Raw genomic sequence first — 13,740 nt, 5'->3', positions numbered from 1 at the left:
CTACGACAGCCAGGTGCAGCGAGCGGTCATCGTCATGACCCAGTCATGGGACGACGGTCTGCGCCCCGCAGTTCGACGACGCGGTTCAGGCGGCAGCATCGCAGGCGGATCGCAACTTCGACATTTCAGCCCAGAAACAAGACCGGTCGGTACTGTCGCGCTCGTTGCCGACCACAGAAGGACATTTGGATGAAGCGCGTCACCAGAGTTCTCGCCGGATCCCTCGCCGCCCTCGCACTCACGATGGGGGTCACCACCACGGTCGCCCCGACGGCCAGTGCTCTCCTGGCCGAACCGAAGCAGGACGAACCCACGCCCTACCCGCCGCCAGCAACGCCGACCGCGTTTCCTGGCATGTACATCGACTTCGACGGGGATTCGAGCCCCGGCATGGTCGGGAACACCTGCACCCTCGGAGTGGTCGGCACCGATTCCGCAGGTCGAAATGTCGGTATCACCGCTGGACACTGCAACCCCAAGACCACCCAAAGGAACAACACCCCCGATTTCTCGAATGTCATGATCCCCAAGTACGTCGGCGCCCCCCGCGGCGTACCCGTCAGCGACAACGACCATCCCGTGTATGACCACAACGCAGTCCTCTACGCCCGCGACCAAGGGACCACGGTGCCACCCATCGGGTGGATTCGCTGGGTAGACGGCGATGTTTGCAAGGCCGGAGACACGGGTCCGGACGGGAAGAAGTGCCCGCGCGATCCGGCAGCCGAGGCCATCACCGACATGGCGACCTACTACGACAAGGGCTACTCCGACACCGACGTCAACGTCAACAGCCGCACCGACTACACGGTGATCGAATTCGCACCCGGGGTACAACTGTCCAGCCAGGTACTGGACAAGGACGGGAAGGCAGTCACGAGCACGGCGGGCGGGGGCAAGCTCTTCAAAGTCAACTCCGTCTACGGCTCCAACAGCGCGCCCGCGCTCCCGACACCCTTGATCAACAGTATCGAGAACTTCGGGGCCTGGTCGGCGCGCGTCCCGTGGCCGGCGGCCAATGCGGTGGCTCCCAACTGGGGCGTCGTCACCTCGGTCACCAGCAGCGGAATCATCTACAGTCTCGCCGGATTCCAGCACGGCGACTCCGGTGGTCCGGTTGTCATGCGGGGAACCGGCAAGTGGGTCGGTATCATCACGGCCACCCTCGGTGCGGGCTTCTGGGTCAACACCTCGGCCAAGAACATCCTTGACAGCATCAACCATCCCGACCATCCCAGCACCGTCGGTAAGGGCTTCACCGTCACCAACAACTGACACCCACGGCTACCACGAGCCCCGCACTGCCACCAACGGCGCTGCGGGGCTCGACCGTGCGCACGCCTATGCAGGCCGCGCCCAGGCCCCGGAACCTACCCGGCGGCCGACAGCACGTAACCGGCGGTCAGATCGACCCGAAGATCTGACAGCACCTCGGTGTGCGCGACCCTTCGCCGCGACGGTGTCCCGGTTCGACCGGCTGTTCCGCAGCGCGATCACCGCGGCGCCGGCGAGCAGGAGCGCCTCGGCGACCAGGACCGCACACATCGACGCGGACATCAGCCCGCCCAGGTCGACCACCCGACCGGTCGTGACATTCGGCGCCGCGGACACGGCGGATCCGCCGTGGTGATGCCTCGCGCCGGGCCCGGAGAACAACGGCATCACCGCCATCGACCCGGCGTGGGCGACGAGCATCGCCGCCCCTCCCGCCGCCGCGACGGTCCACGTGCGCAGGCTCGGCGCGTGCCAGAGATGCCGCGCGCAGTTCAGACACCAGCCCGCCATCGCACCCAGAACCGTTGCCAGGACGAAAGACTGACCAAGCAGCAGTACCGCGAGCACCAGGTGTGCGCCCGCCGCGACACCGCTCGTCGCCGCGGCGGCCCGACCTGCGAGAACGTCCATCCGCTCAGCCTCGGGTCACCGCGGCGACATCCTCCTCGCCCACGAGGGCGGGGGTGTCGCGGGTCAACGTCCGGCCCAGGAAGAAGTCGGGCTGCCTGATCCGCATGATCACCATCAGCACAGCGCCGAGCAGCAGGACACCGAATCCCATGAAGAACACCAGCCCGACGCCGCCGATGGACGCGCCACTGCCGTTGTCCGGGTTCATGCTCTCCCCGATCGAGATGACGAACACCGCGGCCAGCATGAGCCCGCCGAGCAACGGGAACAAGAACTTGAACACGAAGTTGCGTGCGCTGGTGAACAACTCACGGCGGAAGTACCACACGCAGGCGAATGCCGTGATGCCGTAGTACCAGCAGATCATGATGCCGAGCGCCGCGATGGTGTCGAGCAGCGTTCGCTCCGAGAGCAACGTGACGACGGTGTAGAACACGCCGGTGACCACGCCCGCCACCACCGTGGCGTAGGTCGGCACCAGGAACCGTGGGTTGACCTCGGCGAGCTTCTTCGGGAACGCGCGGTACGCACCCATCGCCAGCATGGTGCGGGCTGCGGGCAGGAACGTCGTCTGCAGGCTCGCCGCCGAGGAGGCCAGCACCGCGAGGAACAGCAGCAACCCCGGCCAGTGCCCGAGCACCGGCTCCGCCAGTGCACCGAAGACGTTCTCCGAGTTGTCCGGGTTGCCGAGCCCGAGCCCGTCCTCCCCCACCCCCGCGTACATCATCACCGCGACCGCGACCAGCAGGTAGGTGATCAGGATCGACACCACGCACAGCAGGCCGGCGCGGCCGGGCGTCTTCTTGGGGTCCTTGGACTCCTCGCCCAGCGTCAGGCAGGTGTCCCAGCCCCAGAAGGCGAAGATCGAGCCGGTCACCCCGACCACGAAGGCCCCGATGGCGAGACCGCTGAACGGGTTGAACCACGACAGGCTGAAGCTGAGGTTCGCGGGCGCTGATCCGTTCGCCACGTGCACGAACGCGGTGATCACGAACGCGAGGAGCACGACCATCTGGAATCCGACGAGGATGAACTGGAGCCGCTCGCTGGTGGTGATGCCCCGACCCGAGATCCAGGTGGCCAGCGCGAGGAACGCGAGCGTGGTGGCGATGTTGACCGCCTTGTTCCCCGCCAGGTCCGCGATGCCCGGTTGGTCGAAGACCCTCGCCAGGAACAGGTAGAAGAACTGCACCGCGATCGCGGCCAGATTGGACAGCACGATGATCGTCGCCATCACCATGCCCCACCCGCACATCCAGCCGACGTACGGCCCGAATGCCTTCGTGGACCAGGTGAACGACGCGCCGCAGTCGGGCGACTCGGAGTTGAGCTCCCGGTACGCGTAGGCGGTGAGGAACATCGGGATGAATCCGGCGATGAAGATCGCGGGCATCTTCAGCCCCACCGCGGCCACGATCAGGCCGATGCTCGCGGTCAGCGTGTAACCGGGTGCCACGCAGGAGATCCCGATGATCGCGCCGGAGAGGGTACCGACCTTCCCGGCCGCGAGTCCTTTGGAGACCAGCCCGGTGGATTCGCGTTCGCTGTCGTCAGTCATGGTCGGAGTACTCCTCTTTCGGGACGACGATCATCGGGACCGGGACGACACGGAGCATCTTGGCCGCCGTCGAGCCGAGGAAGAGATGGCGCGGCCGCGCGAGCCGGCTCGAGCCGACCATCATCACGTCCCCGTCCGTCCACTCCAGCTTGCTCACCGCGGACTCCACGCTGGTTCCGTCCGCGACCTGCGATTCGACTGAGATCCCCTTCGGCAGAGCGGACTTCGCCGTCTCGAGGACGACGTCGGCATGCGCGAGGCTGCGCTCGCGCGCGGAGGCCTGGGTGTCGGACCGGCGGCGGGTGGACGCGTCCAGCGACACCAGCGACACCAGCCGCAGCGGCGCCCCGGAGAGCTCGGTGACCCGCACCGCCTCCCGCAGCAGCACGTCGGCACCCGCGCGGGTGCCCAGAGCGCAGGTCACCTGACCGATCCGTTTCGCGGTCGAGTGCCGCATCCCCCTGGGCGCCAACGCCATCGGCAGATGCGCACAGTGCAGCAGCTCGCCGGTGACCGAGCCGATCGAGTGCCGGCCGAGGAGCCCGTCCCCGGCCGCGCCGATGACGATCACCGATGCGTCCAGTTCCCGAGCCGCATCGAGCAGACCCTGCGCGAAGGACTCGTGATACCGCAGATGGGTGCGCGCCACCACGTCGTCCGGGACGGTGGCGCGGGCCTCGACCAACCACTCCACCGCCTGGTCTGCGAGCAGGTCCTCGTACGCGGCCTCGGTCGGGATCCGCACGCCCACCGGCTCCTCCGGCGGGAGGACGAGGCAGATGTCGATCTCCGCCCCGAGGCTGCGGGCCAGCAGTACCGCGAGGGCGAGACCGTCGGCGCCGCTCGGGGTGGCGAGATATCCAACGACCAAACGCATGTCGGCCAACCTTCGTCGATCGGTAGGGGGCGTAGTCGTCCCGACGGGACGACTACGGGGTCAGTGCGACGTACTTGGTGTCGAGGTACTCCTCGATGCCCTCGGTTCCGCCCTCGCTGCCGAGGCCGGACTGCTTGACGCCGCCGAAGGGCGCGGCCGGATCCGAGATCACACCGCGGTTGACGCCGACCATCCCGGACTCGAGCGCGTCCGCGACCCGCATCGCCCGGTCCAGGTTCTGCGTGTAGATGTAGGCCGCGAGGCCGAACTCGGTGCCGTTCGCCGCGGCGATCGCCTCGTCCTCGGTGTCGAAGCCGGTGATCGCGGCGACCGGCCCGAAGATCTCCTCGGCGACGATCCGCGAGTCGGCGGGCACGTTGTCGAGGACGGTGGGCTGGTAGAAGAACCCCGGCCCGTCCACGGCGCCGCCGCCGGTTCGCACCCGCGCCCCGGCCGCGATCGCGTCGTCCACCAGCGCGGCGACGCTGCCACGCTGGCGTTCGTTGATCAGCGGGCCGATCTGGGTGCCGTCCTCGTATCCCGCGCCGACGGTCATCGCCGCGATCCTCTCGGTGAGCTTGGCGGTGAACTCCTCGCGCACGGAATTGGCCACGATCAACCGGTTGGCCGCGGTGCAGGCCTCACCGCCGTTGCGCATCTTCGCGGCCATCGCGCCGTCGACCGCGGCGTCCACGTCGGCGTCATCGAACACCACGAACGGCGCGTTGCCGCCGAGTTCCATCGACGTGCGCAGCACCTGCTGCGCGGACTGTTCGATCAGGAGCTTGCCGACCCTGGTCGACCCGGTGAAGGTGACCTTGCGCAACCGCGGATCGGCGAGCAGCGGCGCCGTCACGGAGGCAGCGTCCGAGGCAGGCAGCACCGACAGCACGCCCGCCGGCAGCCCTGCCTCCGCGAAGATCTCCGCGAGCAGCAGCATGGTCAGCGGGGTGTCCTCCGCCGGCTTCACGATCATCGTGCAGCCGGCCGCGAGCGCCGGCCCGATCTTCCTGGTGCCCATGGCCAGTGGGAAGTTCCACGGCGTGATCGCCAGGCAGGGGCCGACCGGTGCCTTGGTCACCAGGATCCGCCCGTTCCCGGACGGTGCCGCGCTGAATCGGCCCTGGATCCGCACCGCCTCCTCGCTGAACCAGCGCAGGAACTCGGCGCCGTAGGCCACCTCGCCGCGGCTCTCCGCGAGCGCCTTGCCCATCTCCAGCGTCATCAGCAGCGCGAGGTCGTCGGCGCGGGCGGTGGCCAGTTCCCATGCCGCCCGCAGGATGTCCGAGCGCTTGCGCGGCGCGGTGGCCGCCCACTCCTGCTGCACCCGGCACGCCGAGTCCAACGCGCGCAGCGCGTCCTTGCCGGTCGCGTCCGCGACCTCGGCCAGCGTCTCGCCGGTGGCGGGATTCAGCACCGGGAAGGTGCCGCCGTCGACGGCGTCGGACGGTCCGCCGTCGATCCACAGCCCGGTCGGCACGGTCGCGAGGAGTTCGTCGAAGTTACTCATGATCTTCCTTTGCATGACACGGCTCGGATACATGGCAGGCCTTGGGCGGCGTCGGTGCGACGTCCAGCGCGGGGTTGCGGTCGAAGAAGCCGACCGGCTTGAGCCAGAAGTTGACGGTGTCCGCGGGCATCACCGGCCAGTCCTCGGGCCGGGTGATGTGGTGGATGCCGAAGACGTACCACAGGACCACGTCGGTGTTCTCGATGCTGCGGTTGGCCTCGGTCCATTCCGGCAGTCCGTGGTCGACGCCGCTCTGGTTGACGAATTCGCCTGCGGGCCAACGCTCGTCCTCGGCACTGGGGGTGACCCACACGGTGTGCCCGATAACCTGGGTGCGCTGGAAAATCGGCGAGGCCGGGTCGAACATCGACGGGATCGCCCCGCCGGGCACCAGCTTGTAGGCGGGCGAGGTGCCGAGACCGTTCTCGGTGTTGTCGTTGACCACCTTCCACGCCCGCTGCGACTGCCAGTCGTAGTCCTGCTTGCCCTCCTCCTCGGTGCGCAGCGGGGTGTTCTTCTGCCGCAGCGACAGGCCGTACGGGTTGTCCGGGCCCATCGGCACCATCTCGGTCTCGGTGGCGTAGACGGTGTTCTCGGTGCCGTCCACGTCCAGGTCCATCCGGGCGACCAGGAAGTGCTGGTGGTACGGCGCGTAGGTGCGCCGGTCGACGAGCGTGCCGTGCGGATGCGCGGCGCCCTCGTCGAAGTGGCTGACCACCATGATTCCGGTTGCCCGGACCTCACATTCGATGTTGCCGTCCTGGTAGAAGCGCCAGTAGGTGAGGTACTCGTAGTTGGCGACGGTGACGTGGAACGAGACCGTCAGCCGGCGCATCCGGCGGACCTCGGCGCCGTCGTGGTCGACGTGCTTCCACAGGACCGCGTTGTCCTCCTCGTGGATGCAGATCGCGTTCTTGATCGTGTACGGCTCGCCCTTGCTGTTGTGCAGCGTGGCGTCGAGGTAGCGGATCTCACCGAGGCAGTCGCAGCCCAGTTCCAGCGAGGTGGTCATGAATCCGATGCCCCACTCGCCGATGTCGAACGCGGTGCGCCGGTAGTGGTCGTCGCAGTGGTCGCGGTACGGCACGATCATCTCGGCGAAGGACAGCCGGTTCGCGATCGAGCGCCGGCGGCCGTTGTCGTTGTACGACACCGCGTGCAGCGTCATTCCCTCGCGGTAGTTGAATCCCACCCGCAGCGACCAGTTCTGCCACTCGAGCTTGTTGCCCTCGAGCGTGAACGACGGCCCCTCGGGCTGGGTGATCTCCAGGGGTTTCAGCGGCTCCCGGGTACTGGCGCCCAGAATCCGCTCGGGGATGTGCCGTGGGACGTACTCCCCCATGATCTCGGGACGGTCGACGCGGAAGGTGTCCTCGATCTCGAGCAACTCCATGCTGTTCACGTCGATCACGCAGTGGAAGCCGTTCACCGGTCCGGCATAGGGATTCGCGCCGTCGGCCGCCTTGACCCAGGTGTCGGACCAGCCGAGCCTGCGGCCCTTGTACCGCTCCGGTATCACCGGCTCGCCGTAGGTCCAGGTGTCCATGAACACCTTGGACATGTCGGTGATGCCGCGCTCGGCCAGGGCCGCGACGACGGCCGGGTGGTTGCGCAGGACCTCGTCGCACTCCTCCCACTCGTCGACGGTGAAGTTCGCCTGCACACCGGGAACGTGCTGCCAGGACACCACCGAGTCCGAGGTGAGCGAGACCAGCGCCTTGTAGGTCTTGTTCTCGGCGCGCTCGAAACACACCACGTGCGCCCGCCGGTCCGGCACCGCCCCGTCGGCGTCGAACGCGGCGACGGCGGCCTTACTCGGTTCGGCGAGCTCGATCGATGCGTACCGCCAGCCGGGGCCCACCCCGTGCGCGCGGGAAAGGACGGCCGCGACCTTGGTGAACTCCTCGGCGACGAGCGGGTCGAGCGGGTGGAAGGTGTCAGCCACGGTTTCTCCCTGCCAGAGTGCGGATGGTGGCCTCGACGACGTCGAGCGCGTCGCCGAGGAGTTCGTCGCCGATCACCAGCGGCGGCAGCAGCCGGATCACGTTGCCGTAGGTGCCGCAGGTGAGCAGGATGACGCCCTGCTCGAGCGCCTTGGCCGCGATCGCCTTGGTGATGTCGGGGTCCGGGTCGGTGCCGCCCGGTTCGACGAATTCCATGGCCAGCATGGCGCCGCGACCTCGAACGTCCCCGATCACGTCGAGTTCGGCGGCGAGGGCGCGGAGCCGGTTTGTCGCCAGTTCCTCGATGTGCCGGGCGCGGGCGGGCAGGTCGTGCTCGCGCATGAAGTCGATGGCGGCGAGTGCGGCGGCGCAGGCGACCGGGTTGCCGCCGTAGGTGCCGCCGAGTCCGCCGGGGTGCACCGCGTCGAGCAACTCCGCGCGGCCGGTGATCGCGGCGAGCGGCATGCCACCGGCGATGCCCTTGGCCATCGTGACGATGTCCGGGACGATGTCCTCGTCCTCGCTGGCGAACCAGGCGCCGGTACGGGCGAAGCCGGTCTGCACCTCGTCGGCGATGAACACGACGCCGTGCTGCCGTGCCCAAGCGACGAGGGTCGGCAGGAATCCCGCTGCCGGGACGATGAATCCGCCCTCACCCTGGATGGGCTCGATGATGATCGCCGCGACGCTGTCCGCGCCGATCTGCTTCTCGATCTGGCTGATCACCCGGCGCGCGGCCTGCTCACCGGTCAGCCCGGCCTCGTCGCGGTACGGGTACGACATCGGCATCCGGTAGATCTCCGGGGCGAACGGGCCGAAGTGCGCCTTGTAGGGCATCGACTTCGCCGTCAACGCCATGGTCAGGTTCGTCCGGCCGTGGTACGCGTGGTCGAACGCGACGACGGCGTCGCGTCCGGTGGCCAGTCGCGCCACCTTGACCGCGTTCTCCACCGCCTCGGCGCCAGAGTTGAACAGCACCGAGCGCTTCTCGTGATCGCCGGGTGTCAGCGCCGCCAGCTCCTCGGCCACCCGCACGTAGCTCTCGTACGGCGTGACCATGAAGCAGGTGTGCGTGAAGTGACCGGCCTGCTCCGAGACCGCCTGCGCCACCTCGGGATTGGAGGCGCCGACGCTGGTCACGGCGATGCCGGCCCCCAGGTCCACCAGGGAGTTGCCGTCCACGTCCACCACGACGCCGCCGTCGGCGTCGGCCGCGTACACGGGCACGCTGGACCCGACGCCCGCCGCCACCGCGGCCTTGCGCCGGGCGGTGAGGGCCAGCGAGCGCGGTCCGGGCAGCTCGGTGACGAGTGCCCGCTTCTGCGGGAGGCGGTAGCGAATGTCAGTCATTGATTCATCCCTCGAATAGGAAGTAGCCGTGCGGCATTCGTCGCCGCGGTCAGTCGTGCGAGCTCATGACGTGCTTGATGCGGGTGTAGTCCTCGACCCCGTACGCGGACAGGTCCTTGCCGTAGCCGGAGTACTTGAATCCGCCGTGCGGCATCTCCGCGACGAGCGGGATGTGGCAGTTGACCCAGACCGCACCGAAGTCCAGGGCGGCCGAGAGTCGCTGCACGGTTGCGTGATCGGTGGTCCACACGCTCGACGCGAGCCCGAACCGGACGTCGTTGGCCAGCTCGACGGCCTCGGCCTCGTCGGTGAACGACTGCACCGTCAACACCGGGCCGAAGGTCTCCTCCTGAACGATGTCGTCGTCCTGACGCACACCCGTGACGATGGTCGGCTCCAGGAAGAAGCCCTTGTCCCCGATCCGATTTCCGCCGGTGACGACCTTGGCGTACGGCGGCAGCGCGGCGATCTTGCCGGTCACCGCGGAGAAGTGGTTGACGTTGTTGAGCGGGCCGTAGAAGGTCTCGGGGTCGTCGGGCAGCCCTGTCTTGAGCGTCTTCGCCTTGGCGACCAGCGCGTCGACGAGCTGATCGTGGATCGACTCGTGCACGAGCACCCGCGTCGCCGCGGTGCAGTCCTGACCGGCGTTGAAGAACGCTGCCTCGGCGATCCCGTCGGCGGCCTTCGTGACGTCGACGTCGCCGAACACCACGGCCGGAGCCTTGCCACCGAGTTCGAGGTGCGCCCGCTTGAGCTGCTTGGCGGCCGACACCGCCACCGCGATACCGGCCCGGACCGACCCCGTGATCGAGACCAGGCCGATCGCCGGGTGCTCGACGAGCGTCGCGCCGGTGCCGCCGTTGCCCAGCACCACGTTGAGCACGCCGTCGGGCAGGATCCCCTTGGTCAGACGCGCCAACACGAGGGTGCTCTCGGGCGTGGTGTCGCTCGGCTTCAGCACGATGGTGTTCCCCGCCGCGAGCGCCGGGCCGATCTTCCAGATCGCCATCATGAACGGGTAGTTCCAGGGCGTGACCTGGCCGACAACTCCGATCGGCTCGCGCCGGACGTAGGAGGTGAAGCCCTCCATGTACTCGCCCGCGGACTTGCCCTCGAGCATCCGGGCGGCGCCGGCGAAGAAGCGGAGCTGGTCCGCACCGACCTTGACCTCCTCCGCCGCGATGACCGCCTTGGGCTGGCCGGTGTTGCGGCTCTGCGCCTCGACGAGTTCGTCGCTGTGCGCCTCGATCGCGTCCGCCAGCGCGAGCAGCGCCGCCTGCCGCGCGCCGGGCGTGGTCTTGCCCCACGCGACGAAGGCCTTCTTCGCGGCGTCGACCGCCTGGTCGATGTCCGCCTTCGCGGAGATCGGCGACCTGGCCACGACCGTCTCGTCGACCGGATTGATCACCTCGATCGTCTCCGCCGCGGTCGAGGGCACGAATTCGCCGTTGATGAAGTTCTCGAGCAGGTCGGTTCCCATGGGTTCCATTCCTCCAGGCCGATGGCGGGCACAGCAGCAGCATCCGCGGTGGCGGGTTGTGACAAGTGTGCGCCACGTCACTGCCCTCGACACGTGCCAAAATGGAGCGTGCGAAACCACTTCTCGCTCCGTTTCGTCGAGTGTCGGCCCGCTGCGACGCTGACGCGGTTGCGCTGACGCCCGGCGGGGCGAGAGCAGGAGGAATGATGGCGGTCCCGGTGCGATGGATCCTCGCCCAGCGCGAACTGGCGCTCGATCTCAAGGCAGGCACGTCCGGGCTCGACCGCGAGGTGACGCTGGCCCTGACCACCGAACTGCCCGAACCGTTCCAGTGGCTCTCCGGCGGGGAATTCGTCCTCACCACCGGACTCCGGCTGCCGCTGACCCGGTCCGGCCGGGCGCGCTACCTGGCCCGGCTCCACGAATCCGGCGTGGCCGCAGTCGGTTTCGGCACCGGGCTGACCCACCCCACGGTGCCTGCGGACATGGTGTCGACGGCGGAGGACCTGGGCCTGCCCCTGCTCGAGGTGCCCCTGCCCACGCCCTTCACCGCGGTCACCAAACGCATCATGGGCAGGCTCGCGGAACTGCAGTACGAGGCCGTGCTGCGCGCCTCCCGGGCCCAGCCCCGCATGACCCGGGCCGTCGTGCAGGGCGGCGCCGCGGCGATCCTGCGCGAGCTCGCCGGGGCGACCGGTGCGACGGCCGTGCTCCTGGACCGCCGAGGACGATCCGTCGCGTCGCATCCGGCGCGGGTCGACGAGGCGACCGCCACCGAGATCCGGGCCGTGCTCACCACGCAGACGGGTTCCGCCTCCTCGGGGGTCTCGGTCGGCAGGTCCGGCTCGTCGATCACGGTGCAGCGCATCGGCGTCGGAACCACCACGCACGGCCACCTGGCACTGCTCAGCCCGGCGCCACTGAGCAGCGTGGACCAGATCCTGCTCGGCCACGCCAACTCCCTGCTCGCCCTCGACTACGAGAAACCGCAGCACCTGCTCGCCGCGCAGAACGAACTCAACGGCTGCGCCCTGGCCCTGGTGCTCGCCGAATCGGAAGTCACCTCCCCGGCGCGGTCGCTGCTCGGCGCCGCCGCAGACGACGGCGACACCGTCCGCGCGCTGACGGTGATGTGCGAGCAACCGAGTGCGGTCCCCAGGGTCGCCGGCGCCCTCGACCGGGCGATGCGCGAGGCCGACCGGCCGCTGTTCCTGGTCAGCCGCGAGAGCGACGTCGCCGTGCTGCTCCGGGGATCCGACACACCCGACTCGGCCCGGAAGCTGCTGCGCGGGCTGCCCGCGCCGGTGCTGCGATCACTCCGGGTCGGCGTGAGCGCGGCCCTGCCGCTCGACGAGACGAGCGCCGCGGTCGGGCAGTCCCGCCTCGCGGCGTCTGCCGCGACGTCGGGCGGCACACCGCTCGAGTTCTCCGCGCTGACCGGCAACGCGCTGCTCGCCACGCCCACCTCGCGCCAGGTGCTCGACGACCTGGCCCGCGACACGGTCGCCGGTCTCGCCGAACACGACCGGCTGCACGGCACCGAGCTCGTCGTGTCACTGCGGGCCTACCTCGATGCCAACGGCCACTGGGAGTCCGCCGCCACGAATCTCGGCGTGCACCGGCACACCCTGCGCAGCCGGATGGCCCGGGTCGAGGCCCTGCTCGACTGCCGACTCGACGTGGCCCGGGTGCGGGCGGAACTGCTGCTCGCGACCATCGCCTGGCAGTCCCGCTGACCGCCCGAGCCGTCCAGACCCCGGTCGAGTGCGGCTCAGGTCAGGTAGCGGTACGCCGGCGAACCCGGCTCGAGCTGCTCGACGGTCATCCCCGAACCCGCCATCCGCTCGAGCAGCGCCGGCAGCCCGTCGGCCGCACCCAGCTCGATCCCGACCAGCGCGGCGCCGATCTCGCGGTTGTTGCGCTTGACGTACTCGAACAGGGTGATGTCGTCGTCGGGCCCGAGCACCTCGCCGAGGAAGCGACGCAACGCGCCCGGCTCCTGCGGGAAGTCCACCAGGAAGTAGTGCTTGAGGCCGAGGTGCACGAGCGAACGCTCGAGGATCTCCCCGTAGCGCGAGACGTCGTTGTTGCCGCCCGAGATCAGGCAGACCACCGTCGAATCCGGCCGCACCTTCACCAGCTCGAGCGCCGCGACCGACAGCGCACCGGACGGCTCGGCGATGATGCCCTCGTTCTGGTACAGCTCGAGCAGCGCCGTGCAGACCGCGCCCTCGTCGGCGTGGATCATCGCGAACGTTCCGGCGCTCGCCCCCGACCGCGGCTCTGCCACCAGCGGCAGCGAGCCGTGCGAGACGACGTCCGCGCCGAGCGCCGACATCACCTCGAACGGCAGGTCGCCGATCCGGCGAACGGCCGTCCCGTCGACGAAGGGGTCGATCTCGGGGAGCGTGACCGGTGCCCCCGCGACCAGCGCGGCCGTCATGGACGCCGCACCGCTCGGCTCTACGCCGACGATCGCGGTGCTCGGCGAACGCTCGTGCAGGTAGGTGGCGATGCCGGCGATCAGCCCGCCGCCGCCGACCGGGACGATGACCGTGCCGGGCTCCTCGCCGAGTTGGTCGAGAATCTCGGCGGCGATGGTGCCCTGCCCTGCCGCGGTCCGCGGATCGTCGAACGGCGGCACCATCACCGAGCCGGTGCGGCGCACGTCGTCTGCGGCCGCCGCGGCCGCCGCGTCGTAGGTCTCCCCAGTCGCGATCAACTCGACGAACGTGCCGCCGTGCGCGCGGATCCGGTCGCGCTTCTGCCGCGGGGTGTTGGTGGGCACGTAGATGCGGCCCCGGATGCCCATCGTGCGGCACGCGAACGCGACGCCCTGGGCGTGGTTTCCGGCGCTCGCGCACACCACACCGGAGGCACGCTCCTCGTCCGTGAGCTGCACGATCAGGTTGTAGGCGCCGCGCAGTTTGAACGAGCGCACCACCTGCAGGTCCTCGCGCTTGAGGTAGACCTTCGCGCCCGTCACCGCGGACAGGCGCGCGCTGTACTGCAGCGGGGTCGCCTCGATGACGTCGGAAATTCGCGCCGCGGCAGCATCGATTTCGCGCGCGTCGAGCGGCAGCGCGGCCTTCAGGTCAGCGAGTTCCGGCATGTTGG

The 13,740-nt window shown here is 69.2% G+C and carries 10 protein-coding genes; 2 read left to right on the top strand and 8 right to left on the bottom strand.

Annotated elements, in window-relative coordinates; translation table 11 throughout:
- Positions 1 to 189: 189 nt before the first annotated feature.
- A complete protein-coding gene (locus ACFVH2_RS14050) occupies positions 190 to 1,275 on the top strand; it encodes a hypothetical protein (protein WP_378426924.1) in 1,086 nt (361 codons plus the stop codon).
- A gap of 66 nt (positions 1,276 to 1,341) precedes the next feature.
- Here ACFVH2_RS14050 and ACFVH2_RS14045 read toward each other — a convergent pair whose 3' ends face one another.
- The 7 genes from ACFVH2_RS14045 to ACFVH2_RS14015 are packed head-to-tail and all read right to left on the bottom strand — an operon-like array spanning position 1,342 to position 10,623.
- Positions 1,342 to 1,905, bottom strand: coding sequence for a hypothetical protein (locus tag ACFVH2_RS14045; RefSeq protein WP_378426922.1), 564 nt, complete (start codon positions 1,903 to 1,905; stop codon positions 1,342 to 1,344).
- A 4-nt stretch (positions 1,906 to 1,909) separates the two neighbouring features.
- Positions 1,910 to 3,463 carry an APC family permease gene (locus ACFVH2_RS14040; protein WP_378426920.1) on the bottom strand — a complete coding sequence of 518 codons (1,554 nt, stop codon included), beginning with the start codon at positions 3,461 to 3,463 and terminating at the stop codon, positions 1,910 to 1,912.
- Positions 3,456 to 4,340 (bottom strand): universal stress protein, encoded by an 885-nt coding sequence (locus ACFVH2_RS14035; protein WP_378426918.1) that lies wholly within the window; start codon positions 4,338 to 4,340, stop codon positions 3,456 to 3,458. Before ACFVH2_RS14035 ends, ACFVH2_RS14040 begins: the two co-directional genes overlap by 8 nt.
- A gap of 52 nt (positions 4,341 to 4,392) precedes the next feature.
- Positions 4,393 to 5,850, bottom strand: coding sequence for an NAD-dependent succinate-semialdehyde dehydrogenase (locus ACFVH2_RS14030; protein ID WP_378426916.1), 1,458 nt, complete (start codon positions 5,848 to 5,850; stop codon positions 4,393 to 4,395).
- Positions 5,843 to 7,795 (bottom strand): primary-amine oxidase, encoded by a 1,953-nt coding sequence (locus ACFVH2_RS14025; protein WP_378426914.1) that lies wholly within the window; start codon positions 7,793 to 7,795, stop codon positions 5,843 to 5,845. The genes ACFVH2_RS14030 and ACFVH2_RS14025 overlap by 8 nt, the downstream gene beginning before the upstream one ends.
- Positions 7,788 to 9,143 (bottom strand): 4-aminobutyrate--2-oxoglutarate transaminase, encoded by a 1,356-nt coding sequence (gene gabT, locus ACFVH2_RS14020; RefSeq protein ID WP_378426912.1) that lies wholly within the window; start codon positions 9,141 to 9,143, stop codon positions 7,788 to 7,790. Before gabT ends, ACFVH2_RS14025 begins: the two co-directional genes overlap by 8 nt.
- A gap of 49 nt (positions 9,144 to 9,192) precedes the next feature.
- Positions 9,193 to 10,623 (bottom strand): gamma-aminobutyraldehyde dehydrogenase, encoded by a 1,431-nt coding sequence (locus tag ACFVH2_RS14015; RefSeq protein WP_378426911.1) that lies wholly within the window; start codon positions 10,621 to 10,623, stop codon positions 9,193 to 9,195.
- A 206-nt stretch (positions 10,624 to 10,829) separates the two neighbouring features.
- On the opposite strand from ACFVH2_RS14015, the gene ACFVH2_RS14010 reads away from it, so the two are divergent.
- Positions 10,830 to 12,359: a PucR family transcriptional regulator gene (locus tag ACFVH2_RS14010; RefSeq protein WP_378426909.1), complete on the top strand. Its 1,530-nt coding sequence runs from the start codon at positions 10,830 to 10,832 to the stop codon at positions 12,357 to 12,359.
- A gap of 35 nt (positions 12,360 to 12,394) precedes the next feature.
- Here ACFVH2_RS14010 and ilvA read toward each other — a convergent pair whose 3' ends face one another.
- Positions 12,395 to 13,735 (bottom strand): threonine ammonia-lyase IlvA, encoded by a 1,341-nt coding sequence (gene ilvA / locus ACFVH2_RS14005; protein WP_378426907.1) that lies wholly within the window; start codon positions 13,733 to 13,735, stop codon positions 12,395 to 12,397.
- Between the last annotated feature and the right edge of the window lie 5 nt (positions 13,736 to 13,740).

Source organism: Rhodococcus sp. NPDC127527, from assembly GCF_042672245.1.
GTDB lineage: Bacteria > Actinomycetota > Actinomycetes > Mycobacteriales > Mycobacteriaceae > Rhodococcus_G.
Note: the sequence above shows the minus strand (reverse complement) of the source record. Positions and strands in the feature narration are given on the sequence as shown.

Bases quoted from the DNA above. Each gene is read 5' to 3' on its own strand.
- ACFVH2_RS14050 (WP_378426924.1), top strand. From the start codon at position 190: ATGAAGCGCGTCACCAGAGTTCTCGCCGGATCCCTCGCCGCCCTCGCA.
- ACFVH2_RS14045 (WP_378426922.1), bottom strand. From the start codon at position 1,905: ATGGACGTTCTCGCAGGTCGGGCCGCCGCGGCGACGAGCGGTGTCGCG.
- ACFVH2_RS14040 (WP_378426920.1), bottom strand. From the start codon at position 3,463: ATGACTGACGACAGCGAACGCGAATCCACCGGGCTGGTCTCCAAAGGA.
- ACFVH2_RS14035 (WP_378426918.1), bottom strand. From the start codon at position 4,340: ATGCGTTTGGTCGTTGGATATCTCGCCACCCCGAGCGGCGCCGACGGT.
- ACFVH2_RS14030 (WP_378426916.1), bottom strand. From the start codon at position 5,850: ATGAGTAACTTCGACGAACTCCTCGCGACCGTGCCGACCGGGCTGTGG.
- gabT (WP_378426912.1), bottom strand. From the start codon at position 9,143: ATGACTGACATTCGCTACCGCCTCCCGCAGAAGCGGGCACTCGTCACC.
- ACFVH2_RS14015 (WP_378426911.1), bottom strand. From the start codon at position 10,623: ATGGGAACCGACCTGCTCGAGAACTTCATCAACGGCGAATTCGTGCCC.
- ACFVH2_RS14010 (WP_378426909.1), top strand. From the start codon at position 10,830: ATGGCGGTCCCGGTGCGATGGATCCTCGCCCAGCGCGAACTGGCGCTC.
- ilvA (WP_378426907.1), bottom strand. From the start codon at position 13,735: ATGCCGGAACTCGCTGACCTGAAGGCCGCGCTGCCGCTCGACGCGCGC.